Raw genomic sequence first — 24,650 nt, 5'->3', positions numbered from 1 at the left:
GGTTTGACCTTCGAACCGCTGGGCCCCGATAGCCCAATCGGCAGAGGCAACGGTCTCAAACACCGTCCGGTGTGGGTTCGAATCCCACTCGGGGCACTTTCTCTTCAATTCCAAGGTCACCGACCTTGGCTTGCGCGCCGCCGCGGTGACCACCACCACGGCGGCGCGAATCATTTCCCCGGCCTGTCCCCCCGGCCTCCCCGGCCTCCCCGGCCGCTCAGGACGCCAGGTGCAGCCCGGCGGGCGGGCCGGCCCGGTGGACGAGCGCCGCGGCCTCGCCCCGGGAGGCGACGCCGAGCTTGGCCAGGATGTTGGCCACGTGGAACTTCACCGTGGACTCGCTGATGTGCAGCGCCGCGGCGATGTCCCGGTTGCGGCGGCCCCGGGCGAGCTGCTCCAGCACCTCCCGCTCGCGCGGCTGGAGGCCGTCCAGGGGGTCGGGGGCCTCGGCGGGCTCGGGCAGTGCGAGCGGCAGGTCCACGGTGACGGTGGCGCCCCAGCCGGGCACCGCCTCGACGGTGCTGCGCCCGCCCAGTGCGGCGATCCGCTCCGCGGTGCGGTGCACGCCCAGCGCGTCGGCCGCCAGTGCGCCGAGGCCGTCGCCGCGCACCACCGCGCGCAGCGCCGAGTCCGCGGTGAACGTCCAACTGACGTGCAGCCGGCCGGGCTTCTCCTGGTCGAGCATCACCAGCACGGCGGCCCGGACGGCGTCCCGGGCGGTGTGCGCCAGGTCGGCGGGGACGGAGCGGGCGGCGTCCGCCGGGGGCGCCACGTCGAGCCGGACCCGGGTGTGGCGCAGCAGCGGGCGCAGTTCGCGGGCGAGGCGGGCGAACGCGGCGTCGGCGGGCTCCTCGCTGAGGGTGCGGTCCAGGTCGGCGGAGCGGCGCAGGTCGAGCAGGGCGGTGACGGCGAGTTCGGTGGCGGCGCGGCGGGCGGCGGCGTCGTCCAGGTCGGCGGAGCGCAGCGGGGCGAGGATGGCGGTGAGGGCGGCGCTGTGGGTGCCGGTGGACTTGGCGATCGCCCAGGCGCGGGCGTTCGCGGAGACCCGGGAGACGGCGGCCTGGGCGGGGGCGGCGTCGGTGGCGCGGTGCTCGGAGTGGGTGACCACCAGGTCCCAGAACTGTTGCAGGATCTCCGGCACGTCCGGTGCGAGCGGCGCGCCGTCCGCCCGGACCAGCACCAGGACGGCGCCCCGGCCGGCCCCGGGCGTGGTGGCGACGACCACCAACGACCGTTCTGCTCCGGCGAGTTGTTCCGTCCCCTGCCAGGGCCTGCCGGGCCCGGCCTCGGCCAGAGCGCGTTCGCCGAGCCGGGACAGCAGCAGGCTGCCGAAGGCTTCGGCGAACTCGGGCGCCCCGACGGTGTTCGCCGGGGAGTAGGCGCAGACGCCGCTCAGTTGGGCCGCCGCCAGGTGCGGGACCAGCGGCCCGAGCACCTCGGAGACCTTCGGCAGCAGGCCGGGGCGGGGTTCGCGGAGCACCTCGACGGCGCGGGCCAGCGCGTCCTGCGGGCGGGCCCAGGGGGCAGTCTCGTCCATGTCCGTCAGCCTAGTTCGGGCCCGGCCCCGGGGCCCTGGCTTTTCGGCCAGGTCGAACTGTCCGAAAGGCGGGCCGGGCGGTGCCTGGCCGGAGCCCAGGATTGAGGTGTCGGAGCGACCGACTCCCCTGGACGACAAGGACATTGCCATGACCAAGGCCATTGCGTTCGCACAGTACGGCGACCCGGAGGTGCTGCACCCGATCGACGTCGAGGTCCCCGAGCCGGGGCCCGGCCAGGTCCGGATCGCGGTCCGCGCCGTGGGCGTCAACCCGCTGGACCGGCGGCTGCGCAGCGGCGAGCTGGCGGAGCGCTTCGCGGTCGACCTCCCGTTCGTGCCGGGCTGCGAGGTGGCGGGCACCGTGACGGCGGTCGGCGAGGGCGTGACGGGCTTCGCGCCCGGTGACGAGGTGTTCGGCGGGACGATGAGCGGCGGCTACGCCGAGCACGTCCTGCTGGCGGCCGACTCGGTGGGGCACAAGCCGGCCTCGCTGGGCTGGGAGGAGGCGGCGGCGCTCCCGACGGCGGCGGAGACCGCGGAGCGGGTGCTCACCGAGCTGGGGGTGCGGGCGGGCGAGACGCTGCTGGTGCACGGCGCGGCGGGCGGGGTCGGCACGCTGCTGCTCCAGTTCGCCCGGGCCCGCGGGATCACCGTGGTGGGCACCGCGAGCGAGGCCAACCACGACCACCTGCGGGAGCTGGGCGCGATTCCGGTGACGTACGGGGAGGGTCTGGCCGACCGGGTCCGGGCGGCCGCCCCCGGCGGCGCGGTGCACCGGGCGGTGGACGCCTCCGGGCGGGGCGACGAGATCCCGGTGTCGATCGAACTGACCGGCAGCGCCGACCGGGTGGTGACCATCGCCAACACCGCCGCCCACGAGCACGGCGTCCGCTTCAACGGCGGCAACGGCGAGCGGTACCACCGGCAGGCGTACGCGGCCGCGCTGGCGCTGCACGAGGCCGGCGCCCTGTCCCTGCCGCTGCACCGGGTGCTGCCGCTGGCCGAGGCCGCGCAGGCGCACCGGATCAGCGAGCAGGGCCACCTGCGCGGCAAGATCGTGCTGACGGTGTGACAGCTCGGGGCGGAAGGACCGCTCCCGGAACGGCGGTTTCCCGGGGCGACCCTTCGAGCCTCGACCGACGGTGCGACAGCTCGAAGCCGACGGCGTGACGGCTCGAAGCGGAAGGGCCGCTCCCGGAACGGCGGTTTCCAGGAGCGGCCCTTCGAGGCTCAGTTGTCCAGCTCGCCGACGTGGTGCACGCGCACCAGGTTGGTGGAGCCGGCCAGCCCGGGCGGGGAGCCGGCGGTGATCACCACGATGTCGCCGCGCTTGCAGCGGCCGAGGCTCAGCAGCTGGGCGTCGACCTGGGCGACCATCTCGTCGGTGGTGGTGACGAACGGGCCGAGGAAGGTCTCCACGCCCCAGGTGAGCGCCAACCGGCTGCGCACGGCGGGCTCGTAGGTGAACGCCAGCACCGGGATCGGCGAGCGGTAGCGGGTCAGCCGGCGGGCGGTGTCGCCGCTCTGGGTGAACGCGATCAGGTACTTGGCGTCCAGGAAGTCGCCGATCTCGGCGGCGGCCCGGGCCACCGCGCCGCCCTGGGTGCGGGGCTTGCTCTTCTCGGTGAGCGGCGGCAGTCCGCCGGCCAGGATGTCGGTCTCGGCGGCCTCGACGATCCGGGCCATCGTCCTGACCGTCTCCACCGGGTACTTGCCGACCGAGGTCTCGCCGGACAGCATCACCGCGTCGGTGCCGTCCAGCACCGCGTTGGCGACGTCGGACGCCTCGGCGCGGGTCGGCCGGGAGGCGTTGATCATCGAGTCCAGCATCTGGGTGGCGACGATCACCGGCTTGGCGTTGCGCCTGGCCAGCTTGATCGCCCGCTTCTGGACGATCGGCACCTGCTCCAGCGGGAGTTCGACGCCCAGGTCGCCGCGGGCGACCATCAGGCCGTCGAAGGCGTCCACGATGGAGTCCAGGTTCTCCACCGCCTGCGGCTTCTCGATCTTGGCGATGACCGGGATCCGGCGGCCCTCCTCCGCCATGATCCGGTGCACCTCCTCGACGTCCCTGGCGCTGCGCACGAACGACAGCGCGATCAGGTCGGCGCCGGTCCGCAGTGCCCAGCGCAGGTCTTCGACGTCCTTGTCGGAGAGCGCGGGCACGGAGACGGCGACCCCGGGCAGGTTGAGGCCCTTGTGGTCGGAGACCAGGCCCCCTTCGATGACGATGCAGTGCACCCGGGGGCCGTCGACGTGGGTGACCTCCAGGCAGACCCGGCCGTCGTCGATCAGGATCCGCTCGCCGCGCGACACGTCGGCGGCCAGGCCCTTGTAGGTGGTGCCGCAGATCTCCCGGTCGCCCGGGACGTCCTCGGTGGTGATGGTGAACTCGTCGCCCCGTTCCAGCAGGACGGGGCCTTCGGCGAAGGTGCTCAGCCGGATCTTCGGGCCCTGCAGGTCGGCGAGCACTCCGACGCTGCGGCCTGACTCGTCCGAGGCCTTGCGGACCCGGTGGTAACGCTCCTCGTGCTCCGGGTGGGAGCCGTGGCTGAGATTCAGTCGGGCAATGTCCATGCCGGCGTCGACCAGGGCCTTGATCTGGTCGTACGAGTCTGCGGCAGGCCCGAGGGTACAAACGATTTTTGCTCGGCGCATACCTCAGCAGCCTAGGTATTACCGGGCCGTAACAGCACGCTTCCGGCCAGTCGTCCCATGGCAGTTGGCAAAATATTTGATGAACGAACCTCCACAGTCGGGGCGGTGGGGTGCAGGGTGAGTGCGCGCCGCCCCGATTGACGCACGGGCGTGCGGCCTGCGGACCGGCGTCACGGGAGAGTTGCCCAGATCTCACCTGTTGGACAGCTCTCGGGGCTGGTACCCGGACCGAGAAGAGGGCAGACTGCCACACGCGTTTTTCTACGCGCGTCACGGCAGGTGGCGGAGTGTCAGCCGCCCTGTCGCCGACGCCTGCTGACGGCCCGTACCGCCCGACTTGGAGACCTCGATGGCCCTGAACCGCCGTGACTTCGTCACCCGCTCCGCCGCCACCGCGGCCGGGGCCGCCCTGGCCGGCGGCCTGACCGCCGCCACGGCCACCCCCGCCGCCGCGGACCAGGACAAGGACCAGGACCGCGGCCGGGGCCCCGTCCCGTTCAAGGCGAGCTTCACCGTGATGGGCACCACCGACCTGCACGGCCACGTCTTCAACTGGGAGTACTTCACCGACTCCGAGTACGACGACAAGGCCCACAACGACGTCGGCCTGGCCAAGATCTCCACCCTGGTCGAGCAGGTCCGCAAGGAGAAGGGCCGCGGCCACACCCTGCTGATCGACGCCGGCGACACCATCCAGGGCACCCAGCTGTCCTACTACTACGCCCGGGTCGAGCCGATCACCGGCAAGAAGGCCCCGCGCCACCCGATGGCCGTCGCGATGAACGCCATCGGCTACGACGCCGCCGCGCTCGGCAACCACGAGTTCAACTACGGCATCCCGCTGCTGCGCGCCTACCAGGAGCAGCTGGAGTTCCCGCTGCTCGGCGCCAACGCGCTGAACGCCAAGGACGAGAAGCCGGCGTTCCCGCCGTACGTGATCCGCGAGCTGCACCTCGGCCACGGCCGTCCGATCCGGGTCGGCATCCTCGGCCTGACCAACCCCGGCATCGCGATCTGGGACAAGGCCAACGTCCAGGGGCAGCTGACCTTCCCGGGCATCCCGGAGGTCGCCGCCAAGTGGGTGCCGAAGCTGCGCGCCGCCGGCGCCGACGTGGTGGTGGTCTCCGCGCACACCGGCGCCGACGACCCGTCCTCCTGGGGCGACCAGCTGCCGTACGCGGAGAACGCGGGCGTCACGATGGCCGCCACCGTGCCCGGCATCGACGCGGTGCTGATCGGCCACGCCCACAAGGAGGTCGTGCAGCGCGACGTCGTCAACACCAGGACCGGCAAGACCGTGGTGCTGTCCGAGCCGCTGTGCTGGGGCGAGCGCCTGACCTGCTTCGACTTCGAGGTCGAGTTCGCCCGCGGCGAGTGGACCGTCACCGGCGTCACCTCGCGGCTGCTGAACTCCAACACCGTCGCCGAGGACCCGAAGATCACCAAGCTGGTGGAAGCCCAGCACAAGAAGGTCGTCGCCTACGTCAACCAGGTCATCGGCACCTGCAAGGAGACCCTCTCCATCGCCGAGTCCCGGTTCAAGGACACCCCGATCATCGACCTGATCGGCCGCGTCCAAGCCGACGCGGTGCGCGACGCGCTGGTCGGCGGCCAGTACGCGGGCCTGCCGGTGCTGGCCCAGGCCGCGCCGTTCAACCGCACCGCGGTGATCCCGGCCGGCGAGGTCAAGCTGCGCGACGCGGCCGGCCTGTACATCTACGAGAACACCCTGGAGGCCCGCCTGCTGACGGGCGCCCAGATCAAGGACTACCTGGAGTACTCCGCCAAGTACTACGCCCAGGTCGCCCCGGGCGCGTCGATCGACCTGGACACCCTCACCAACCAGGCCAACAACACGCCCGACTACAACTACGACTCGCTCTACGGCGTCAGCTACGACATCGACATCGCGCAGCCGGTCGGCAGCCGCATCGTCAACCTGTCGTACCAGGGCAAGCCGGTCGACCCGGCCGCGCAGTTCGTCCTGGCCGTCAACAACTACCGGGCCAACGGCGGCGGCAACTTCCCGCACGTCGCCCAGGCGCAGCAGGTGTGGGCGAACTCCGACGAGATCCGCAACACCATGATCGCCTGGGTGAAGGCCAAGGGCGTCATCGACCCGGCCGACTTCTACGGCCAGTCCGCCTGGCGCCTGGTCCGGGCCGGCGTGCCGGTCTTCTGACCCGCCGCCGCGTCGGGGCCGTTCGGACCTCGTCCGGACGGCCCCTTCCTGCTCGGAGCGGAACCCGATCGCCCGCCTCGCCGTCCAACTCCCGACCGGAGCACGGGCCTTGAGGAGGGCGACGGAGATGCGTGGACGGATCGCGGTGGCGGCGCTGGTGCTGCTGCTGAGCGGGTGCGCGAGCGCCCCGGCCCCGGACCCGAGCAGCTGGGCGGTCCGGCCCGCCCCGGTCACGGCCGGACCGGAGGTGCGCACCGCCACCGGCGACGCCGCCCGACGGGCCGCCGAGGTCGCTGCCGCCTGGCCCGGCTCGCCCGCCCAACAGGCCTGGGATCACGGCTACTTCCCCGTCGAGGACGCCACCGAATGGGCGCCCGAGGGGGCGTTCCGCAGCGGCGCGGACAAGGCCGCCTACCTCTCCGGCCACCTCGACCTCGCCACCGCACTGCCGGTGTCCGTCTCCGGCCTCGCCGAGGTGCGGTTCCCGGACGGCTCCCGGCTGACCCTGCCGCAGCGCTCCGCGCAGGACGTCCTCGGCCGGCTGACCCACCGCGGCGACCCCTGCGCCACCGACTGCGACACCCGGCTGACCATCACCGCCGTCCGCCCCGGCACCACCACGGTGGCCACCTCCCGCGGCCGAGCCACCATCCCCGTCTGGGAGTTCACCCTCTCGGGCTACGACGGGCCGTTCCGCTACCCCGCCGTCGCCTCCCAGGCCCCGGCCCCCGGCCCCACCGTCGACCTCGTCGACGGCGTCTCCACCGTGCTCGACTCCGTCTCCGCCGACGGCCTGGTCCTCACCGCCGGTGTCCCGCACGGCAGTTGCGACACCGTCCGGCCCGGCGAGGTCCACGAGACCGACCGGGCGGTGGTCCTGATCGGCCGGGTCGACCACGCCTCGTCCCGGCACTGCGACGCCGCCCTCCGCTTCACCCCGGTCGAGTTCCGCCTCTCCCGCCCGCTCGGCGCCCGCACCGTCCTCGGCCTCGCCGACGGCCGCCCGCAGGCGCAACCGAACCTGCGGGGTTGAGCGTCCGACCGCACAGGGGTCGGGGAATCGGGGGGACGGTCTCGTGTCCGGTTGGAGAAGCGCGGTGCGTTGCTGCACCGTGTTCGTGAGCGTGATCCTCGCCGGGGTCCTCGGGGTGGCACTCTGGATCGCGGTGGCGCTGCACGACGATCCCCGGCCCGACGTCGCGAAGGCCGCCCGGTCGGAGCCCGCCCGGACGGCGGACCGGGCGGCCGCCGCCCGAATGGACCGGCAACTCGACCAGCTGCGGGCCGCGTTGCCCTGGGCGACCCACCTGGGGACTGCCGTCGCGGACTCCTGCACCACCGACACCGTCCCCCACACGGGCTTCGCCCGCACCCGGTGGACCGCGGTGACCTGCACCCGGACCGCCACCGCCTACCTGGCCTTCGACGGCGACTTCCGCCGAGAGCTGGGGCAGCTCGACACCGTCCTCGCCGCCGCGGGCTGGAAGCCCGGCGACGAACCGGGGGATCAGCCCGGGCTGGTCGCCGCCTGCGACCACCTGCACCGGGCGGACGGCCGACCGGACGAGGCCACCGTCTGGTACACCCCGCCGATCCCCTCCGACTTCGTGCTCCCGTCCGGCGACGGCGCGTACCCGCGCGGGCCGAGCGCGACGGTCCGGGCGGTCCAGGCCCCCGGCCTGCCGAACGTCGACGACGGAACGGACGTGCACGACCGGGCCCTTGAAAACCCGTCGGGCGGCACGTACTTCGTGGACTGGCAGCCGTACAGCCGCACCCGGCTCTCCGCCGCGTACCCCGCGCACGGCGCGGTCCTCGCCGTCACCGTCCGGGTGCCGTACAACACGTAGCCGGCGGGCACGGGCGGGCACGGAACCGGGGGCGCGCGGGGGCGCCCCCCGGCCGCCCGGGCGGTTCGTCCGAACCCTGGGTCGAAACCGTCCGGATTCCCCCTCGGAAAGCCCCGGAGCGGATATGTCCGCCGCTTTTCCGGCGGCGCGTCGGCGAGGGGCGGAAATCACTCCGCGGCGATCGGGAAATGGCCGGTCGATTTCTCCTTCGACCCACCGTCGGTGATTCCTTCCGTTCCGCTCCGGGACCGCCCCGGCCCACCGGTCGGCGGCCCGCCCGACACCCGGGCCGCTCCGCGTACACGGGGGCTGTCAAGTCGCTCCCGACCGGGTGTCCCGGCCCGCGCGGGCCGGGCGGCTCCGGGGCGGGCCGGCTTGTGCCCGATGTCGGCAGAGCTCGCAAAATGTCCTGACAAACAGGCAAGTTGATGGTGCATCAGATGCACCAGGGGCCCCTTCCGGAAAGTCGCGACCACGTGCGCCGGAAGCCCCGTCCCACCGGAGACTGGTCTACTCCAATCCTTGACAACGCTCACGCGGGTGCCCCAGGATGATCGTCGGCCGCCGCTCGTCCAGGGCGCTGAACAGGTAATTCGTCCACTTCGTAGGCCGTTCACGGGGAACGGGCCGTCGGCGCGCGCAATGGCGCGGACGGCTCCGTCAGATCGAAGTCCGTACACATTTCCCCGTGGCCGCCGCATGCCATCCGCTGAACGGGCCGGGGGCTTTCGCATGCCCTCTCGCATGCCTGGTCGGCTGCGCCACCAGACGGAATGAGGTGTCGTCAGACATGCAAAGCAATGCAGAGACGAAAGTCGCACGAACAGTTCACGCCCGGCGGACCGCCCAGAGAGCCGGGCACGCCCCACCGGGCTTCGAGACCGACATGTGGGCCCGGATGGCCCTGCCCGCGGCGCCGTCCTTATCGCCCGCCGAACCGGCCTCGGCCGCGGGGCTGAAGCTCGCGCTGTCCCTCCTGGAGGAGGGCGTGCTGACCAGCCGGGGCGAGCGCTCCCGCAGCTCGCACGGGGCCCGGGCGGTACCGTCCGCGGGGGCCGTGTACCCGTACGAGTTCGCCGTCCTCACGATGGAGAACGGCCGTCCGACCGCTTTCCGGGTCGACTCCGACCGCCGCGCCTGCACCCGCCTGGCCACCGGGGACGTCGCCGAAGCGCTGCTCGCCTCGACGCTGGAGATCCCCGCGGACGGCGGCGCGGTGATCGTGACCCTCACCCGCCCCTGGCTGTCGATGCGCAAGTACGGCGACCGCGGCTACCTGTACACCCAGCTCGATGCCGGCCACGCCGCCGGGAACCTGCTGCTGGCCACCACCGGCCGGGGCGCGCCGGGCACGCTCCGGCTGCGCTTCCCCCGCTCGCCCCTGTCGGAACTGCTGGAGGCCGGCGAGAACTGCCGGGAGGTGCACTCCGCCCTCCTGGCGCCGGCGGCCGGGGCCGACGACGCCTGGGCCCGCTGGACCGTGCACGACGACGCCGACCGGGACCGGCGCACGCCGACCTGGCGGTCCTGGCTGGAGGAGACCTGCTGGGACTCCCTCTCCGCACGGGCGGAGCACCCCGGGAGCACCCGCGCGCCGGACGCCCCCGCACCCCTCGTGCAGCTGCCCGACCGCGGCCGGCCGGCCGGCGCGCGGGACGGCCTGGGCGATCCGTCCGACTGGCCGGAGCTGCTTGCCACCCGGGCCTCCAGCAAGGCGTTCGTTCCCGGCACCGTCCGCACGGCCGACCTCTGGCGGGCCGTCTCGGCCCTGTCCACGCCGGTGCGGACGGACCTGCCGGCCCACTCCCCGATGGGCGCCACGCTGGTCCTGCGGTCGGCGGAGGAACCCGAGAACAACGCCGTTCACCCGCTGACCGGCGAGGGCGCGCGGCGACCCGGCCGGCTGCCGTCCACCGACGAGGTGGTCCGCGCCTGCATGCAGCAGCGCAGCCTGGCCGACACCGCAGCCGTCGTCCTGCTGCACGCGCCGCGCACCGCGCTCACGGACACCGCCGCCGGGGCGGCCGCCGACAGCGAGGACCTGCGCGAACTCGCCTTCCGCTGCGGCGCCCTGGGGCAGCTGCTGTACCTGGGGGCGAATCGCGCCGGGATCGGGGTGACCGGCGTCGGCGGCTTCGACGCGGCGCTCTGGCACTCCCTGGCCGGGCTGCCGGACAGCGACGAGATCCTCTACGTCCTGCTGCTCGGGCGCCCGGACGAGTCCGGCGTCAAGCTCGACCGGCTCGCCACCGCGCACGCCCAGAACGAACGGTGAGGCCACGATGAACGCCGTCCTTCCCGGCGCCTTCACGGACGCCCTCGCCCGGCACGGCGACCGTGTCGCGGTCACCGACACCGACACCTCGCTCAGCTACGCCGAACTCGCCGACCGGGCCCGGGCCGCCGCCGCCCGGCTGGCCCCGCACGGCGCGGCCGGCGAGCGGCTGCGGATCGGCTTCTACGCCGCCAACTCCACCGACTACGTGGTGGGTTACCTCGCGGCCCTGTTCGCCGGCGCGGTCCCCTTCCTGGCCGACTCGGCCTTCGGGCCGTTCGAGCTGGCCCGGATCGCCGAGGACTGCGGCCTGGACCTGCTGGTCCACGCACCGGACGCCGACGTCGAGCAGGTCACCGAGCAGATCCTCGGCGCGGGGGGCGAGTTCGGCGGCCTCACGGTCAGCCGGGTGCGCCGCTTCGACACCGCCGTCCCGCCGCTGCTGCCCGACACCGAGGTCTGCCGCTTCACCTCCGGCTCCACCGGCCGGCCCAACTGCATCGAGTTCTCCGGCGCGGCCGTGCTGGCGGCGGCCCGCAACTGGGCCGACGGGACCGGGCTCTCGGCCCAGGACCGGATCGTCTGCCTGGCCGCGCTCTCCAACGGCCTGGCCTTCAACACCTCCCTGCTCGCCGCCTTCCTGCCCGGCGCCTCGCTGCACCTGTCGCGCGGCCTGCCGACCGCCTCCCGGATCGTGCGGCTGCTGGAGAGCACCGGCGCCACCCGGCTGGTGGCCTTCCCGGCGCTGTACGAGTCGATCGTGCGGCGCTCCTCGACCGGGGGCTTCGCCGGCGTCCGCGCCGCGATCTCCTCGGGAGCCCCGCTGCGCGACAGCGTCCGCGAGGAGTTCACCCGGCTCACCGGCGTGCCGATCCACAACTACTACGGCGTGGCCGAGGCGGGACCCCTGACGTACGCCGTCGACGGCGCCGGCGCCGGGCTCGGCGCCCCGCTGCCCGGTGTGGAGATGATCGCGGACGAGGAGGGGATCCGGGTCAGGAGCGAGTCGATGGGCTCCCGCTACCTCAACGCCCCCGGGGTCTTCGAAGCGCGGATCGACGACCGGGGCCACTACCGCACCGGCGACCAGGGCCACCTGCGCGACGGCGTGCTCCACCTCACCGGCCGCACCGGGCGGATGGTCAACGTGGGCGGACGCAAGATCGACCCGATCGAGATCGCCGAGGTGCTGCGGAAGGCCGCCGGCGTGCTCGACGTCGTCGCCTTCGAGGCCGAGGGCCGGCACGGCGACCCGGTCCTGGCCGCCGTCCTCGCCGTCGAGCCCGGTCCCACCGTGCAGTCCCTGCGCGCCCACTGCGCGGCGCTGCTGCCCTCCTTCAAGGTGCCCTCGGTCCTCCACCTGGTGGACCGGATCCCGGTGAACTCGATCGGCAAGCCGTCGGTCGAGCGCCTGCGGCGGCTGCTCGCCGAGGCCCGGAGCAACTGACCCCCTCCCCAGCCCAGGAGACCCCCATGGACCACAGCTCCCTCCACACCAAGATCCTCGACCTCGCGGTCGCGGCCGGCGACGGCAGCTTCACAGCCGGCGAACTCACCGAGGCCGGCTACTCGTTGCCCGCGGTCGGCTTCTCCTCGCTCTCCTACATGCGCCTGATCGACAGCATCGAGAACGAGCTCGGCGTCTACCTGGACCCGGAGGTCGGCGCCGAGCACTACGAGACCATCGACAGCGTCGCGGCCCTGGTGGTCGCCAGCGGTGTCGGCGCCGATGCCTGACGAGACGCCCGCGGCCGGCGGCCCCACCCTGGGCGTCGTCGGTCGCGGGCGGCTCGGCTCGGCCCTGCTGGCCGCCTGCCGGGCCGACGGCACGCAGGTGTCGCTGACCGCCTCCCGCCGCGACGGCTGGCAGGTCGACGCCGTGCCCGACGTCCTGGTCGACGCCAGCGCGCCCGAGGCGCTCGCGGACGTCCTCGACTACTGCACGGCGCACCGGGTACCGCTGGTCGCCTGCGTCTCCAACCTGACGGACGCCCAGTGGAAGTCCCTGGAGGAGCTGGCGACGGTGGTGCCGGTGGTACGCGCCACCAACCTGTCCTTCGCCCACTACGTCCAACTGCGCATCGCCGAGTTCACCGCCGCCCTCGCCCGGGGCCCGCTCGCCGCTGCCACCACCACCGTCCGGGAGCGGCACCCGGTCGGCAAGGCGCACCGACCGAGCGCCACCGCGCTGGCACTGGCGCAGACCTGGGCCGGGGCGAGCGGCCGGACGGTGGCCGACATCGCCGACGAACGCGCCGGACTTCCGGTCAGCGAACACGAGTTGACCCACACCTGGAACGGCGAGTCGCTGCACGTGCGCCACCACGTCGGCAGTTGGGCGGTACCGGCCGCGGGCGCGCTGACCGCCGCCGGCTGGGCCCGCACCGCCGCGCCCGGCCTGGTCACCATGCGGACCGTCTACGACGACCTGACAGCAAGGAGCACGCCATGACCACCGCAGAGGGGCGGCCGCTGAGCCCCGCCGAACGCCGGCTCGTCCTGCAGGTCGCGGTCGGTGCCCGGATGCTCTCCCTCGACGGGCACGACGACTTCAACCAGGGCCAGATCTCGGCCCGGATCCCCGGCCGCGACGAGTTCTTCATCAAGGGTGCCCTGGTCGGCTTCGACGAGGCCGCCCCCGCCGACGTGGTCCGCTGCTCGGTCGACCACACGCTGCCCGCCCCGCCGCTGGCGCCCCCGGAGCTGCCGCTGCACCAGGCGATCTACCGGGCGCGTCCGGACGTCAACGGCATCGTGCACAGCCACGCGCCGTACACCCTGCTGTTCGGGGCCACCGACCTGGCGATGCGCCCGATCTCCCACGACGGCGCGTACTTCCGGGACCGGCTCGGCCTGTTCACCGAGACCAGCAACACCGTCCTGGACATCGGGACCGGTGACCACATCGCCAAGGACCTCGGGGACCACCCGGCCGTCCTGCTGCGCAACCACGGCGGGGTGATCGTCGGCAAGAGCGTGCGGCACGCCGCCGTCTTCGCCCAGGTGCTGGAGCGCGCCTGCCGGCTCCAGCTGACCGCCGAGAGCACCGGGGTCCCGTACGTCTGGTCCACCGAGCAGGACGTGGCCGCCAAGCAGGACTTCATCTACGCCGACCTCTCCGTCCGCTCGTACTGGGACTACGCCGTCCGCCGGGTCGGCCGGCACTGGCCCGAGACCGTCGACTGGGCCCGCGGCTGACCGCCGTCCCGCCCGCCGCGGACGGCTCCCGGAGCGGTCCGGGGCCCGTCACTCCCCACCCACGCACCCACGCACCCACGCACAGAGCCGGAGCGCCATGCCGACCTTGACCACCGCCGACCCGCCACGCCACGACCGCGCCCGGGTGCAGCGCCGGACCGTCCGGACCCTCGTCGTCGCCGAGGTGATCAGCGGCAGCGGCATCGCCACGGGTTTCGCCGTCACCAGCCTGCTGGCCGAGCAGCTCGGCGGGAGCGCCGCCGTCGCCGGCCTGTCGCAGACCGCGGCCACGCTCGGCGGCGCGGCCGCGGTGGGGGCGATCGCGGCGATCACCCACGTCCGGGGGCGGCGCCCCGGGCTGGCCACCGGGTACCTGGCCGCCGCGGTGGGCGCGCTGGCCTGCGTGGTGGCCGCGGTGGTGCACAGCTTCCCGCTGTTCCTGGTCGGCATGGTGCTCTACGGGGCCGCCGGGGCGACCGGCCTCCAGGCCCGGTTCGCCGCCGCCGACCTGGCCGAGCCGCAGCGCCGGGGCCGGGCCATGTCCCTGGTGCTCACCACCACCGTGGTCGGCGCCGTGATCGGGCCCAATCTCACCGGGCCCGGCGCCGCGATCGCCGAACACCTGGGCCTGCCGCCGCTGTCCGGCACCTACCTGTTCGCGATCGTCGGCTTCGCCGTCGCGTTCACCGCGATCGCCGTCTTCCTGCGCCCCGACCCGCTGCTGCTCGCGCGCGGGCAGGACGAGGCCGGGGAGCGGGAGAAGCCGCCGCCGCTGCGCGCCATGCTGAAGGCGCTGCGCGGGAACCGCCCGGCCGTCCAGGCGATCCTCAGCATCGTCGCCGGGCACCTGGTGATGATCGCGGTGATGTCGATGACCGGCATCCACATGCACCACGCCGGCACCGGACTGGGCGTCATCGGCATGGTGCTCAGCGGCCACCTGGCGGGGATGTACGGGTTCTCCACCGTGTTCGGCTGGGCCGTGGACCGCTTCCGCAGCACCCCGGTGCTCTACGGCGGCACCGTCGTGATGCTGCTCTCGCTGTGGCTGTGCGGCACCGCCGACGGCGGCGACGTCGTCCGGCTCTCCGTCGCCCTGGCCCTGCTGGGACTCTCCTGGTCGGCGGTGCTGGTGGCGGCCTCGGTCCGGCTCTCCGAGAGCGTCCCGGTCGCCGAACTGCCGGCCGCCCAGGGGTTCTCCGACATGGCGATGAACCTGGCCGCGGCCGCGGGGGCCGCCCTGTCCGGCGTCGTCCTCGAACGGCTCGGCTTCGCCACCCTGAGCGCGCTGTCCGCGATCGTCCTGCTGCTGCCCCTTCTCGCCCACCCCGCGCTGCGCCCGCAGTCGAACCGATCCGCCTGAAGCCCGGACCGCCCCGGGCCCCTCCCTGCGAACGGACCGCCACACCATGACGATCCCCACCACCGTCCACGTCACCCGGCCGACGCCCAACACCTCCACGGAGGTCCGCCCCGCCGCCCGGGGCGCGGCCGTGCCGGCCACCCACACCCAGCAGGAGCGCCTGATCTGGGGCCGGCACGTGCACCAGGTGAACAACAACATCGCGCTCGGCCTGCGCCTGGAGGGCCGGCTCGACGTCGCCCTGCTGGAGCGCAGTCTCCACCTGCTGGCCGAACGCCACGAGACGCTGCGCACGGTCTTCCCCGAGGTGGACGAGGAGTCCTCCGAGGAGCACGTGATGCTGCTGCTCCCGCCGCAGCCGCGCGCCCTCCCCGTCCTGGAGGCGCCCGACGAGCCCGAGGAGACCCGCCTGCCGCGGGTGCTCGCGCTGCTCGCCGAGCACGCCAACCAGCCCTTCGACCTGGCCGCCGGGCCGCTGTTCCGCCCCGTGCTCGGCCGGGTGGGCGAGCACCTGCACGTGCTCTCGATGACCACCGACCACATCGTCTTCGACGCCTGGTCGGCCCGGATCATGATCAACGACCTGCTGACCATCTACGCCTCGGAGCAGGGCGACGACGTACCGGCGCTCGCCGCGCTCCCCGTCCAGTTCCCGGACTTCGCCCTGTGGCAGCACGGCCACCTGAACGGCGTGCAGCTGGAGCGCCAGCTCGGCTACTGGCGCAAGCAGCTCGACGGCATCACCCCGATCCCCGCCTCCGGCCTGGCCGACCCGGACGCGCCCACCGGCGCCGAGCCGGGCGTGACCAAGCTGCTCGAACCGATCGGAGCGGAACTGAGCACCGCCGTCGAGGAGTTCGCGGTGCGCGAGCGGGTGACCTCGGCCGTGGTGCTCGCCGCGGCGCTCAAGGCCGCCATGTGGCGCCTGCGGCTGGAGACCGTGGGCGAGGACGCCGCCGGCGACGTGGCGACCTTCGGTTCGCTCGCCAACCGGACCCGGCCGGAGACCGACGCGATGGTCGGCTACGTGGCCACCCCGGCCACCTTCCGCACCCGCTTCACCGGGGCGACCCCCTTCCGCGAGCTCGTCCGCCTGGAGGCGCAGACGCTGTTCAACGCGATGCGCCACCAGCGGATCCCGTTCTCGCTGATCAGCCGGGAACTCGCCCCCGAGCAGTACGGCGTCCGCTTCCGCGAACCCGGCAGCGTCCCGATCTACCTCAACTTCGACATGGACATGGTGGAGGACGAGCGCGAGCCGCTGCTCCAACCCACCGGCCTCGACGTGCAGCCGATCGGCATCCCGATGCCCGAGGTGCCGCGGGGCGGCCTGCGGGTCATCGGCTACCGGCGCAGGGACGGCATCGCCGTCGAACTCCGCTACCGCCACGACCTCTACGGCCACGACTGGTCCACCCGCTTCGTCCGCCTGATCCACGCGTTCCTGCAGCACGGCGTGGACGCGCCCGACACCCCGATCGAGGAGCTCCCCGCATGACCGCCGTCCCCGACCTGCCCCGCCTGATCGCCGTGGACCTGGACGGCACCCTGCTGCGCCCCGACCACTCGGTCTCGCCGCGGACCCGCCGGGCGGTCGCCCTGGCTCGCGAACAGGGCATCGAGACGGTCTTCGTGACCGTCCGTCACGCCGCCGCGATCGAGTACATCGTCGAGGCCCTGGACCTGACCGGGGAGGCGATCTGCTGCGGCGGCGCCGCGCTCTGGCAGGTGCCGTCGATGGAGCTGACCGAGGCCGGCACGATCGACGCCGCGACCGCGCGCGAGACGGCCGCCCGGCTGAAGCGGGCACTGCCGGACGCCGCGATCGGCTGGATGCTGGCGGACCGGCGCGTCGGCTACGCGCCCGACTACCCCGAGCCGCTGCTGATCGGCGAGTCCTACCGCGCCGACCCGGCGACCATCGACGTCCCGGTGCTCAAGCTCTTCGCCGTCACGCCCCGGCTGCGCGAGATCGACACCGCGGAGGTCGAGGAGATCCTCGGCGGGCTGGTCACCGTCTCCCACCACCACAGCGGCGTCGTCGACCTGGTGACCCACGGGGTGAGCAAGATCGCCTCGCTGGAGAAGCTCTGCGCCGCGCGCGGCATCGCCCCCGCCGAGGTGATCGCCTTCGGTGACGCCCGGACCGACCTCGACATGATCCGCTGGGCCGGCCGCGGAGTGTTCATGGCGAACGCCGATCCCGCCCTGCACCCCGAGGCCGACCTGATCGCGCCCTCCAACGCCGAGGACGGCGTCGCGGTCGTCCTGGAGAACCTGCTGCGGCCGCAGCACCCGACGCTCACCGAGGTGGCCCGATGAAGATCCAGCGCATCCTGCCCAGCGAGGAGGCCGCCGACCTGCTCGACCTGGTCCGGGACCTCGCCGCCAACGAACTCGCCCCGCGGGTGGCCGAGTTCGAGGCCAACCACGAGTTCCCCCGGGAGGTCGTGCGGACGCTCGGCAAAGCCGGGCTGCTGAGCCTGCCCTACCCCGAGGAGTACGGCGGCGGCGGGCAGCCGTACGAGGTCTACCTCCAGGCGCTGGAGGAGGTCGCCTACCACTGGCTGGCCGTGGCCGAGTCGGTCAACGTGCACAACCTCGCCTGCTTCGGCACCGCCGCGTACGGCACCCGGGCCCAGCGCGAGGAGCTGCTGCCCGGCATGCTCAGCGGCGAACTCCTCGGCGCGTACTGCCTGTCCGAGCCGGAGGCCGGTTCGGACGCGGCCTCGCTCTCGACCAGGGCGACCAAGGAGGACGGCGGCTACCGCATCTCGGGGACCAAGTCCTGGGTCACCCACGCCGGCCACGCGGACTTCTACAACGTGTTCAGCCGCACCGGCGGCCCGGGGGCCCGCGGCCTGTCCTGCCTGGTGGTGCCCGCGGGCACGCCCGGCATGGTGGTGCACGAACGCGAGCGGAAGCTCGGCGTCTGGTCCTCGCCCACCGCGCAGATCGGCTTCGACTCCGTGCAGGTCCCGGCCGACCGGCTGATCGGCCGCGAGGGCAAGGGCTTCCTGATCGCGATGGGCGCGCTGGACTGCGGCCGGCTGGGCATCGCCGCCTGCGCGGTCGGCCTCGCACAGGCCGCCGTCGACTACGCGGTGCGGTACGCCAAGGACCGCCGGCAGTTCGGCGAACGGATCATCTCGTTCCAGGGCGTCGGCTTCATGCTGGCGGACATGGCCACCCAGGTCGCCGCCGCGCGGGCGCTCACGCTGGCCGCCGCCCGGCTGAAGGACGCCGGCCTGCCCTACTCGCTGGAGGCGGCGAAGGCCAAGCTCTTCGCCACCGACATGGCGATGAAGGTGACCACCGACGCCGTCCAGGTGCTCGGCGGCGCCGGCTACGTCGCCGACCACCCGGTGGAGCGCTGGATGCGCGAGGCCAAGCTGCTGCAGATCGTCGAGGGGACCAACCAGATCCAGCGGCTGGTCATCGCGCAGGGCCTGGCCTGACCGGCGGGCTTCCCCGGCACGCGGTGCGCCCGACCGGTCCGGTCGGGCGCACCGCGGCGCCGAGCAGGGCGCCGGTCAGAACGGGAAGCGCGAGCGTCCGTGCTGGATCGAGATCCACTTGACGGTGGTGAAGGCGTCCACGCTGGTGTCGCCGTTGAGGCGGCCGAGGCCGGAGCTCTTCTGGCCGCCGAAGGGGACGATCGGCTCGTCCGCGATCGTGCCGTCGTTGACGTGGATCATGCCGGTGTCGATGCGCTGCGCGAACCGCACGCCGCGCTCGATGTTGCCGGTGTGAACGGCGCCGGAGAGGCCGAACGGCGTGTCGTTGGCGATCCGGACGGCCTCGTCCTCGCCGTCGAAGGGGATCAGCAGCGCGACCGGGCCGAAGATCTCGCGGTGCAGGATCGGGGCGTCCGCCGGAATGTCGGTGAGCACGGTCGGCTTCACCAGGGTGCCGACGGTCGTGCCGTGGAGCAGCGCGCGGGCCCCGCCCGCTATCGCGGCGTCGACCTCGGCGGTGACGGATTCGGCCTGCGCGGAGTTGATGAGCGGGCCGAGCTGGGTGGCGGGGTCGCTCGGGTCGCCGGCCCGCAGCGAGGCGACCTTCGCGGTGAACTTCTCGCTGAACTCGGCGAACAGGCCGCGGTCGACCAGGATGCGGTTGGCGGCCATGCAGATCTGGCCCTGGTGGACGAAGCGGCTGGCCACGGCGGCGTCCACGGCGTAGTCGACGTCGGCGTCGTCGAGCACCACCAGGGCGCTGTTGCCGCCGAGTTCGAGCACCGTGCGCTTCAGGTGCGCGGCGGCGACGGTGGCGACGTGCCGGCCGACGGTGTCGGAGCCGGTGAAGGCGATCACCTTGGGCACCGGGTGCTCGATGAACGCGTCGCCGATCTCGGCGATGTCGGTGAGCACCACGTTGAGCACGCCGGCGGGCAGCCCGGCCTCCTCGAAGATCTTCGCGATCAGGGTGCCGCCGGCCACCGGCGCGTCCTGGTGCGGCTTGAGGACGACCGCGTTGCCGAGTGCGAGCGCGGGCGCGACGGCCTTCAGCGACAGGAAGACCGGGGCGTTGAAGGGGCTGATCACGCCGACCACGCCGACCGGCAGCCGGTAGAGGCGGTTCTCCTTGCCGGGCACCGGCGAGGGCAGGATCTTGCCCTCGGCGCGCAGCGCCACCGACATGGCCTCCCGCAACATGTCCTTGACCAGCGAGAGTTCGAACGCGGACTTCATCAGGGTGCCGCCGAGTTCGACGGTCATCACGTCGAGGACCTCGGCCTCGCGGGCCTCCAGCACCTGAAGTGCCCGCTCGAAGACCAGCCGGCGCTCGTACGCGCTGGTGGCGGCCCAGGCGGGCTGCGCCCGCTCCGCGGCACGGTAGGCCTGGTCGATCTCCTCCGCGGTGGCCACCGTGAACGAGGCCAGCTTCTCCCCGCTGAAGGGATCGAGGTCCACGATGTCCCAGGAGCCGGATCCCGGCCGCCATTGGCCGTCGATGTACTGCTGGGCGAGTTCCGCGATCAAGGACATCGGATCCCTTTCGGCGTTAACGATCACCTACTGACGGATCATCATCCTAAGGGCGGGTCAGCTCTCTTGGAGGATCTCCGACAGAAGCGATCGGGTCTCGCCCTCGGACAGCGCCGCCGCCGACACCCGGTCCAGCGCGGCCGTGTACTCGGCGACCTCGCTCGGCTTGTCCAGGTACAGCGCGGTGGTGAACTGCTCGACGTACACCACGTCCACCAAGTCCGGCTCGGGGAAGCACAGCACGGTGAACGCCCCGCTGTCCGCCGCCAGCGCGCCCATGCCCAGCGGCAGCACCCGCAGGCTGATGGTCTCCCGCAGCGACAGCTCGGCCAGCCGCTCCAGCTGACCGCGCATCACCTCCGGCCCGCCGCACGGCCGGCGCAGCGCCGTCTCGTCGACGATCAGCTCCAGCCGGGCGGTGGTGTCCGCCGCGAGGTAGCGCTCCTGGCGGCGCAGCCGGACGGCCGCCCGCCGGGTGATCTCCTCGTCCGACACGCCGGGGCTGCCGGCCCGCATCACCGCGTGCACGTACTCGGGGGTCTGGAGCAGCCCGGGCACGAACTGCACCTCGTAGCTGCGCACCAGGTTCGCCGCGTCCTCCAGGTTGAGGTACGTCTGGAACCAGCCGGGGATGACGTCCCCGTAGCCGTGCCACCAGGCCGGGGCGTTGGTCTCGCCGACCAGGCCGAGCAGCGCCGCCCGGGACTGCTCGTCCTCGACGCCGTACAGCGTCAACAGGTCCGCCACGTCGCGCTGTTTGAAGCCGACCCGGCCGAGTTCCATCCGGCTGATCTTCGACTCGGAGGCGCGGATCGAGTACCCCGCGTCCTCCCTGGTCACACCTCGGGCCTCGCGCAGTCGCCGCAACTGGGCGCCCAACTGGATGCGACGCGCGGTTGCACCACTGCCCGTCTGCAGGCCCGTCATGCAAACCTCCGCCCCGAACCACCAGTTGGACCTCTGTGGGATGCAGTCTGCCACTGCCCGACGACACTCCGCGAGGGGCTTCCGGCATTTGGCCACGGCCGTTGCACAGTTGTGCTGCACCGCCCCTCAGGACAACACCGGCAACACGTCCGCGAGATCGGTGCGCGAACTCACCCCGAGCTTCGGGTACGCCTTGTACAGGTGGTGGCCGACCGTGCGGGCGCTCAGGAACAGCTGCGCGGCGATGTCCCGGTTGGACAGGCCCTGCGCGGCCAGCCGGACGATCTGCGACTCCTGCGGGGTCAGGCCCGCCACCGTCCCCACCGGGCCGCGCACCGTCGGCGCGCCGGCGGCGTCCAGCTCCAGCCGGGCCCGCTCCGCCCAGGGCAGCGCGCCCAGTTGACGCAGCGTCCGCTCGGCCGAGCGCAGCGGCACCCGGGCCTCCGCCTTGCGCCGGCCCCGGCGCAGCCACTCGCCGTACAGCAGCTCGGTCCGGGCCTGCTCCCACGGGCGCGGCTGCTCGGCGTGCCGGGCCAGCGCCGCCGCCCAGTACTCCTGCGCCAACTCCTCGGGGGCCAGCAGCGCATGGCAACGGTGCACCAGCGCCCGCGCCCACGGCAGTCCGCTGCGGTCCGCCCACCGCTCGAACCGGGCCAGCGGCTCGGCGACCTCCTCGAACCGGCGCAGCCGCACCGCCGCCTCCACCAGGTCGGGCACCGAACGGATCGCCGACACCTGGAAGTTCTGCCCGCCGCCGGCCAGCGCCGCCAGCTGCCCGAACGCGTCCTCGGCGCGGCCCGCGCCCAGCTCCAGCACGCCGAGCGCCCACTGCGTCCACGGCGCCCCGGAGCCGCCGCGGGCCCGGGCCAGTCCGGCGTGCTCCCGGCACCGGGCGTCCTCGCCGCGGGCCGCCGCCAGGTACGCCAGGAAGCCGTGCAACTGTCCGGTCCACTGCGGCTGTCCGCAGTCCTCGGCCAGCCGCAGCGCCTCCCCGGCGTGCTCGTCGGCGGCGCCCGGGCGGCCGGTGAACAGCTCCGCCTCGGCCAGGAAGAACAGCAGCGTCGGCAGCGTCCCGAACGCGCCGCCCTCCCGGGCCTCCCGGACCAGCCGGCCCGCCAGGTCCAGCACCTCCTCGTCCCGGCCCGGCAGCAGGCCGGCCCCGCACGCCAGGCTCAGGTCCACCGGCGCCACCGCGCCGGCGGCCCGCGCCGCCCGCTCGGCCTCCGCCAGCGCCGGCCCGTCCGGCGCGTCGCCCAGCGTGCCGGCCAGGTACGCCACCACCGGCACCAGCGGGTCGCCCGCGGGCAGGGCCAGTTCGCCCAGCGCCGTCAGCGTCCGGCGCACCGCGTCCGCGTCGAGGTACCAGGCCGCGTGCGCGGCCTGCACCAGCACCCGGGCCGCCGGGCCGGGCGCGAACTCCGCCGCCAGGCCCGCCGCCTCGGTCAGCCGCCGGTGCGCGGAGCGGTGCTCGCCCCGCCAGAACTCCGCCACCCCGCGGGCGAACAGCAGGTGCGCCCTGGTCACCGCGTCCAGGTCCGGGCCGTCCGCGGCGGCCGCCAGTGCCTCGGCCCGGCCGACCTCGCCCGCCTCCAGTGCCGCCTCGACCGCCTCCACCGTCAACTCCCGGGCCCGCGCCGGGTCCGGGCTCAGCCGCGCGGCCCGCTCGAACGCCGCCGACGCGCCCGTGTGCCCGCCGCGCGACGCCGCACCGGCCGCTGCCGACGCCAACTCCTCCGCCACCGCCGCGTCCCGGCCGGTCGCCGCCAGCGCCAGGTGCCAGGCCCGCCGCAGCGGCTCCCGCTCCCCGCACGCCCGGGCCAGCGCGGCGTGCGCGGCCAGCCGGTCCACCAGCGGCGCCCGGTCGACCAGCACCGACCGCAGCAGCGGATGCCGGAACGTCACCCGGTTCGTCGTCAACTCGACCCGCACCAGGCCCTGTTGCTCGGCCGGGGCGAGATCCGCCGCACTCAGCCCGGCCTCGGCCGCCGCCCGCAGCAGCACCTCCGCCGAACCGGACTCCTCCAGCGCCGCCAGCAGCAGCCACTGCTGCGCGCCGCCCGGCAGCCGGCTCACCTGCCCGTGGTACGTCAGCCGCAGCCGCCCCGCCGGGGGCAGCGCGCCCGCCGCGCCGCCCGCGGAGAGCTCCACCAGCGCCAGCGGGTTGCCCTGCGCCGCCGTCAACACCTGCTCGACGTCCCGGAGTTCGGGCGCGACGGCGGCCAGCAGCTCGGCGGCGGCGGCCCCGTCGAGCGGCTCCACCCGCAGCTCCGGCAGCCCGGGCAGCTCCGGCCCGTCCGTCCTGGTCGCCAGCAGCAGCACCACCGCCTCCGCGCCCAGCCGGCGGGCCGCCACCTGCAACGCCTCCGCGGACTCCCGGTCCGCCCACTGCACGTCGTCCACCAGGCACAGCAGCGGCCCCTGCTCGGCGAGGTCGCCCAGCAGCGTCAGCACCGCCAGCCCGACCAGCAGCCGATCCCCCGCCGGGCCGTCCGCCATCCCCAACACCCGTTCCAACGCCGCCCGTTGAGGCCCCGGCAGGGCAACCGTCCGGTCCAGCACCGGGGCCAGCAGCTGGCTGAGCGCCGCGTACGGCAGCCGCGCCTCCGACTCCACGCCCGTCGCCCGCAGCACCCGCCCCGGCGCGGCCTCCGCCGCCGCGGCCAGCAGCGCGCTCTTGCCGACCCCCGGCTCCCCGCGCAGCACCAGCACCCCGGCCCGGCCCTCAACCGCCGTCTCCAGCAGCCGACTTACCGCCGACTGCTCCGCCCCCCGTCCGTACAGCACCATGCCCAGCACCCTACCTACCCGGGCGAGTCGGCCTTACCTATGCGCGACCGATTCGGCCCCGCCGCGTTCTCCGTAACTTCTTGTCCCGCAAGGAAGACCGAACGAAAACGGAGCACACCATGGACCTGCAGAACCTCGCCGAGCGCTACCTCGCCGCCTGGAACGAGACCGACCCGGCCACCCGCCGCAAGCTCGTCGAGGACGCCTGGACCGCCGACGGCGCCTACACCGACCCGCTGGTCGCCGCCCGCGGCCACGACGAGTTCGACGCCACCCTCGCCGCCGTCCAGACCCAGTTCGCCGGCTTCACCTTCCGCCTCGCCGGCCCCGTCGACGCCCACCACAACGTCGCCCGCTTCACCTGGGAGCTCGGCCCCGAGGGCGCGGAGCCGATCGTCGTCGGCTTCGACGTCCTGACGGCCACGGAGGACGGCCGCATCGCGACGGTCGTCGGCTTCCTGGACAAGGTGCCGGCGGCCCAGTAGCCCGCACCCGAGGAGCCCGGCCGGCCCGTCAACAGGGTTCTCCGCCTTCAGGAAAATTGTGCCTGGCTTGGATGCACCTACTGAAGGCCGCTCGCCGATGGCAGGATCATCACGCCACGGGATCGCATACGGACATAGTGCGACGGAGATCCAGTGGGCAACCGTCAGAGCGGGTGCGGCGTCGGCGCGCCGCACCCGGGCGGAAGCGGGCAGCCGTCATGGCCGCCGTCGTGCTCGGCGGAACAGCACTGATCGGAGCGCCGAGCGCGTCCGCCAGGGTCTGCACGTACGCCAGTTGCTCGTCGGCGATCGACAACTGGAACGGCACCCGGATCCAGTGAACCTGCCAGGGGCGGCGCGCCGGTCGGCGCCGCCCCCGGCGTCATGTGCACGCGGC

At 73.8% G+C, this 24,650-nt stretch carries 20 protein-coding genes and 1 tRNA gene; 16 read left to right on the top strand and 5 right to left on the bottom strand.

Features of this window, described 5'->3' with window-relative positions; translation table 11 throughout:
• The first annotated feature begins 22 nt into the window (after positions 1-22).
• Positions 23-96, top strand: a tRNA-Leu gene (locus ACIQF6_RS16775).
• Between the two features lie 121 nt (positions 97-217).
• On the opposite strand, the gene ACIQF6_RS16770 is transcribed toward ACIQF6_RS16775, so the two are convergent.
• Positions 218-1,537 carry a LuxR C-terminal-related transcriptional regulator gene (locus ACIQF6_RS16770; RefSeq protein WP_400895218.1) on the bottom strand — a complete coding sequence of 440 codons (1,320 nt, stop codon included), beginning with the start codon at positions 1,535-1,537 and terminating at the stop codon, positions 218-220.
• A gap of 148 nt (positions 1,538-1,685) precedes the next feature.
• Between ACIQF6_RS16770 and ACIQF6_RS16765 the strand changes: the two genes are divergently transcribed.
• Positions 1,686-2,609 carry an NADP-dependent oxidoreductase gene (locus ACIQF6_RS16765; RefSeq protein WP_400895216.1) on the top strand — a complete coding sequence of 308 codons (924 nt, stop codon included), beginning with the start codon at positions 1,686-1,688 and terminating at the stop codon, positions 2,607-2,609.
• 158 nt (positions 2,610-2,767) lie between these two features.
• Here ACIQF6_RS16765 and pyk read toward each other — a convergent pair whose 3' ends face one another.
• On the bottom strand, positions 2,768-4,195 hold the full coding sequence (gene pyk / locus ACIQF6_RS16760) for a pyruvate kinase (RefSeq protein ID WP_400895213.1): 1,428 nt from the start codon (positions 4,193-4,195) through the stop codon (positions 2,768-2,770).
• A 349-nt stretch (positions 4,196-4,544) separates the two neighbouring features.
• Between pyk and ACIQF6_RS16755 the strand changes: the two genes are divergently transcribed.
• The 12 genes from ACIQF6_RS16755 (at position 4,545) to ACIQF6_RS16700 (ending at position 18,521) form a co-directional block, all read left to right on the top strand.
• On the top strand, positions 4,545-6,377 hold the full coding sequence (locus tag ACIQF6_RS16755) for a bifunctional metallophosphatase/5'-nucleotidase (RefSeq protein WP_400895211.1): 1,833 nt from the start codon (positions 4,545-4,547) through the stop codon (positions 6,375-6,377).
• 127 nt (positions 6,378-6,504) lie between these two features.
• Positions 6,505-7,410, top strand: coding sequence for a hypothetical protein (locus ACIQF6_RS16750; RefSeq protein WP_400895209.1), 906 nt, complete (start codon positions 6,505-6,507; stop codon positions 7,408-7,410).
• Positions 7,411-7,495: 85 nt separating this feature from the next.
• Positions 7,496-8,227 (top strand): hypothetical protein, encoded by a 732-nt coding sequence (locus ACIQF6_RS16745; RefSeq protein WP_400895206.1) that lies wholly within the window; start codon positions 7,496-7,498, stop codon positions 8,225-8,227.
• Between the two features lie 898 nt (positions 8,228-9,125).
• Positions 9,126-10,502, top strand: a complete 1,377-nt coding sequence (locus ACIQF6_RS16740) for a nitroreductase family protein (RefSeq protein ID WP_400895203.1) — start codon at positions 9,126-9,128, stop codon at positions 10,500-10,502.
• 7 nt (positions 10,503-10,509) lie between these two features.
• On the top strand, positions 10,510-11,949 hold the full coding sequence (locus ACIQF6_RS16735) for a class I adenylate-forming enzyme family protein (protein WP_400895200.1): 1,440 nt from the start codon (positions 10,510-10,512) through the stop codon (positions 11,947-11,949).
• Positions 11,950-11,975: 26 nt separating this feature from the next.
• A complete protein-coding gene (locus tag ACIQF6_RS16730) occupies positions 11,976-12,239 on the top strand; it encodes a phosphopantetheine-binding protein (RefSeq protein WP_400895198.1) in 264 nt (87 codons plus the stop codon).
• On the top strand, positions 12,232-12,954 hold the full coding sequence (locus tag ACIQF6_RS16725) for a dihydrodipicolinate reductase C-terminal domain-containing protein (protein WP_400895196.1): 723 nt from the start codon (positions 12,232-12,234) through the stop codon (positions 12,952-12,954). Before ACIQF6_RS16730 ends, ACIQF6_RS16725 begins: the two co-directional genes overlap by 8 nt.
• Positions 12,951-13,700 (top strand): class II aldolase/adducin family protein, encoded by a 750-nt coding sequence (locus ACIQF6_RS16720; protein WP_400895193.1) that lies wholly within the window; start codon positions 12,951-12,953, stop codon positions 13,698-13,700. Before ACIQF6_RS16725 ends, ACIQF6_RS16720 begins: the two co-directional genes overlap by 4 nt.
• 97 nt (positions 13,701-13,797) lie before the next feature.
• Entirely contained in the window at positions 13,798-15,063 is a 1,266-nt protein-coding gene (locus ACIQF6_RS16715; RefSeq protein ID WP_400895190.1) for an MFS transporter, read from the top strand.
• A gap of 46 nt (positions 15,064-15,109) precedes the next feature.
• Positions 15,110-16,561 (top strand): condensation domain-containing protein, encoded by a 1,452-nt coding sequence (locus tag ACIQF6_RS16710; RefSeq protein ID WP_400895187.1) that lies wholly within the window; start codon positions 15,110-15,112, stop codon positions 16,559-16,561.
• Entirely contained in the window at positions 16,558-17,385 is an 828-nt protein-coding gene (locus tag ACIQF6_RS16705) for an HAD family hydrolase (protein ID WP_400895185.1), read from the top strand. Before ACIQF6_RS16710 ends, ACIQF6_RS16705 begins: the two co-directional genes overlap by 4 nt.
• Complete coding sequence (locus ACIQF6_RS16700) at positions 17,382-18,521, top strand: acyl-CoA dehydrogenase family protein (protein ID WP_400895182.1); 1,140 nt, start codon at positions 17,382-17,384, stop codon at positions 18,519-18,521. The genes ACIQF6_RS16705 and ACIQF6_RS16700 overlap by 4 nt, the downstream gene beginning before the upstream one ends.
• 75 nt (positions 18,522-18,596) lie before the next feature.
• Here the strand turns inward: ACIQF6_RS16700 and ACIQF6_RS16695 are convergent, their stop codons facing one another.
• The 3 genes from ACIQF6_RS16695 to ACIQF6_RS16685 form a co-directional block, all read right to left on the bottom strand.
• Positions 18,597-20,054, bottom strand: a complete 1,458-nt coding sequence (locus ACIQF6_RS16695; protein ID WP_400895179.1) for an aldehyde dehydrogenase family protein — start codon at positions 20,052-20,054, stop codon at positions 18,597-18,599.
• Positions 20,055-20,111: 57 nt separating this feature from the next.
• Positions 20,112-20,981 (bottom strand): helix-turn-helix domain-containing protein, encoded by an 870-nt coding sequence (locus ACIQF6_RS16690; protein ID WP_400895177.1) that lies wholly within the window; start codon positions 20,979-20,981, stop codon positions 20,112-20,114.
• Between the two features lie 126 nt (positions 20,982-21,107).
• Positions 21,108-23,768 carry an AAA family ATPase gene (locus ACIQF6_RS16685; RefSeq protein WP_400895174.1) on the bottom strand — a complete coding sequence of 887 codons (2,661 nt, stop codon included), beginning with the start codon at positions 23,766-23,768 and terminating at the stop codon, positions 21,108-21,110.
• 119 nt (positions 23,769-23,887) lie between these two features.
• Here ACIQF6_RS16685 and ACIQF6_RS16680 point away from each other — a divergent pair, with 119 nt between their 5' ends.
• Positions 23,888-24,253, top strand: a complete 366-nt coding sequence (locus ACIQF6_RS16680; protein ID WP_400895172.1) for a nuclear transport factor 2 family protein — start codon at positions 23,888-23,890, stop codon at positions 24,251-24,253.
• A gap of 218 nt (positions 24,254-24,471) precedes the next feature.
• On the top strand, positions 24,472-24,594 hold the full coding sequence (locus ACIQF6_RS16675) for a hypothetical protein (RefSeq protein WP_400895170.1): 123 nt from the start codon (positions 24,472-24,474) through the stop codon (positions 24,592-24,594).
• Positions 24,595-24,650 lie beyond the last annotated feature (56 nt).

This window comes from Kitasatospora sp. NPDC092948, assembly GCF_044754805.1.
GTDB lineage: Bacteria > Actinomycetota > Actinomycetes > Streptomycetales > Streptomycetaceae > Kitasatospora.
This window is presented reverse-complemented; position numbering and strand designations above follow the sequence as displayed.

Excerpts from the sequence above, each read along its gene's own strand:
- ACIQF6_RS16770 (WP_400895218.1), bottom strand. The coding sequence starts at position 1,537 with ATGGACGAGACTGCCCCCTGGGCCCGCCCGCAGGACGCGCTGGCCCGC.
- ACIQF6_RS16765 (WP_400895216.1), top strand. The coding sequence starts at position 1,686 with ATGACCAAGGCCATTGCGTTCGCACAGTACGGCGACCCGGAGGTGCTG.
- pyk (WP_400895213.1), bottom strand. The coding sequence starts at position 4,195 with ATGCGCCGAGCAAAAATCGTTTGTACCCTCGGGCCTGCCGCAGACTCG.
- ACIQF6_RS16755 (WP_400895211.1), top strand. The coding sequence starts at position 4,545 with ATGGCCCTGAACCGCCGTGACTTCGTCACCCGCTCCGCCGCCACCGCG.
- ACIQF6_RS16750 (WP_400895209.1), top strand. The coding sequence starts at position 6,505 with ATGCGTGGACGGATCGCGGTGGCGGCGCTGGTGCTGCTGCTGAGCGGG.
- ACIQF6_RS16740 (WP_400895203.1), top strand. The coding sequence starts at position 9,126 with ATGGCCCTGCCCGCGGCGCCGTCCTTATCGCCCGCCGAACCGGCCTCG.
- ACIQF6_RS16735 (WP_400895200.1), top strand. The coding sequence starts at position 10,510 with ATGAACGCCGTCCTTCCCGGCGCCTTCACGGACGCCCTCGCCCGGCAC.
- ACIQF6_RS16730 (WP_400895198.1), top strand. The coding sequence starts at position 11,976 with ATGGACCACAGCTCCCTCCACACCAAGATCCTCGACCTCGCGGTCGCG.
- ACIQF6_RS16725 (WP_400895196.1), top strand. The coding sequence starts at position 12,232 with ATGCCTGACGAGACGCCCGCGGCCGGCGGCCCCACCCTGGGCGTCGTC.
- ACIQF6_RS16720 (WP_400895193.1), top strand. The coding sequence starts at position 12,951 with ATGACCACCGCAGAGGGGCGGCCGCTGAGCCCCGCCGAACGCCGGCTC.
- ACIQF6_RS16715 (WP_400895190.1), top strand. The coding sequence starts at position 13,798 with ATGCCGACCTTGACCACCGCCGACCCGCCACGCCACGACCGCGCCCGG.
- ACIQF6_RS16710 (WP_400895187.1), top strand. The coding sequence starts at position 15,110 with ATGACGATCCCCACCACCGTCCACGTCACCCGGCCGACGCCCAACACC.
- ACIQF6_RS16705 (WP_400895185.1), top strand. The coding sequence starts at position 16,558 with ATGACCGCCGTCCCCGACCTGCCCCGCCTGATCGCCGTGGACCTGGAC.
- ACIQF6_RS16700 (WP_400895182.1), top strand. The coding sequence starts at position 17,382 with ATGAAGATCCAGCGCATCCTGCCCAGCGAGGAGGCCGCCGACCTGCTC.
- ACIQF6_RS16695 (WP_400895179.1), bottom strand. The coding sequence starts at position 20,054 with ATGTCCTTGATCGCGGAACTCGCCCAGCAGTACATCGACGGCCAATGG.
- ACIQF6_RS16690 (WP_400895177.1), bottom strand. The coding sequence starts at position 20,981 with ATGACGGGCCTGCAGACGGGCAGTGGTGCAACCGCGCGTCGCATCCAG.
- ACIQF6_RS16685 (WP_400895174.1), bottom strand. The coding sequence starts at position 23,768 with ATGGTGCTGTACGGACGGGGGGCGGAGCAGTCGGCGGTAAGTCGGCTG.
- ACIQF6_RS16680 (WP_400895172.1), top strand. The coding sequence starts at position 23,888 with ATGGACCTGCAGAACCTCGCCGAGCGCTACCTCGCCGCCTGGAACGAG.
- ACIQF6_RS16675 (WP_400895170.1), top strand. The coding sequence starts at position 24,472 with ATGGCCGCCGTCGTGCTCGGCGGAACAGCACTGATCGGAGCGCCGAGC.